At 50.9% G+C, this 1,463-nt stretch carries 1 protein-coding gene; it reads left to right on the forward strand.

What is annotated here, in order from left to right; translation table 11 throughout:
* Nucleotides 1-759: 759 nt before the first annotated feature.
* Nucleotides 760-1,463, forward strand: a 704-nt coding sequence (locus tag OKC40_RS22425) for a tyrosine-type recombinase/integrase (protein ID WP_270797022.1), incomplete at its 3' end; no start/stop codon positions are given.

Here is a 1,463-nt window from a genome sequence, read left to right on the forward strand (position 1 = left end):
AGGCACCCAATCCAAGAAACCCCGCTCGATGAGCGGGGTTTTTTATTGCCTGATATTCAGAAAGTCGTCTGATAATTAAACTGTTTTACCCCTTATCCTCTGAAATTCTTGTCGCTCGCCGTTGTTTTCTGGTTCCACATCTCCCTTCACTGAACCGCTGTCGCGCTGTATGGCGGCTCTGGCGTAGTCATGACCCACGAATCCTATGCTCGCCTGTACGCCATGAGATCTTTCCTGGGTATCTGCGTCCTGTGTTAGCTGAAGTCTTTCTTTTTGAGCCCTCTGCTTGCCCATGACTGTGTTAGTCGCCCGCTGACGTTATGCCAGAGAGTGTGTTGGCTGCTCTAACATTGGTTGCTGTGTTATGTCGTTGTGGTTTGGGGTAATAAGAAAATGGGTAGGGATGTGTGCAGGAACGCAGAGGTTCGAGGTTGATTGGTGATTTTCTGGTGGTTATTGAGCCTGCAGGCGAGAAGATTAGGAGGGTGTTGAAGAAGACTAATGTGTTGAAATCTATGAAAAATGGCAAATCGTAGGCAAACAAAAAGCCCACGCAACATGGTTGCATGGGCTCGGTATGAATGGCGGAGGAGGTGCCCGCCGCAATCAAGTCCAATCAACTCCACGCAAACCCAGCAAATCCTTTACCATCAATAGATTAGACACAAACACTGTCCAATTCACCCCAATCACATATTACCACTGCGCATGCCTGGTGGCATACTGCGTGGCATATTCAATTCTCAAGGAGGTTACCTGATGGCGATCCTCACCGATACCAAAGCTCGTAGCATAAAGCCGGAAGATAAACCCCTTGCCCACGGTGGCGTTACAGGCTTGACGCTACACCCTTCTACCGCCAAGGGCAGAGGCAAGTGGGTATTCCGCTATGTCAGCCCACTTACAAAGAAACGGCGGAATGCTGGTCTCGGGACTTACCCCGAGATCTCCATCGCTGACGCAGCTCGAGACGCACAGGCAATGCGGGAACAGCTGGCGAATAATCTGGATCCGCTAGAGGTCCGGCTTCAGGAGCAGAACAAACCGAAGATCCCGACGTTGGAAGCATCTGCCAGATTAGTCTACGAAAGCTTGCTACCCGGCTGGAAGAACCCCAAACATGGTAAGCAATGGATCACCACATTGGAGCAATATGCCTTTCCTACCATTGGCGCTATCTCGATTGATGCGATTACCCCAGCTCATATCGCTTCCGTTTTGCAACCGATATGGCTGACGATCCCGGAAACAGCAAGCCGTGTTAAGCAGCGCCTACACGCAGTGATGGCTTGGGCATGGGCCCACGGCTATACCTCTGCAAACCCAGTAGATGTGGTTGGCCACTTACTACCGGCACAACCCAGCAAGTCTGTGCGGGTAGAACATCAGCCTGCGATGCCTTGGCGTGATATCCCTGCATTTGTGCAAAAACATCTGAGAACAACGCAACAGTACGATGTAAC

This window comes from Aeromonas sp. QDB11, assembly GCF_027705265.1.
Lineage (GTDB): Bacteria > Pseudomonadota > Gammaproteobacteria > Enterobacterales > Aeromonadaceae > Aeromonas > Aeromonas allosaccharophila.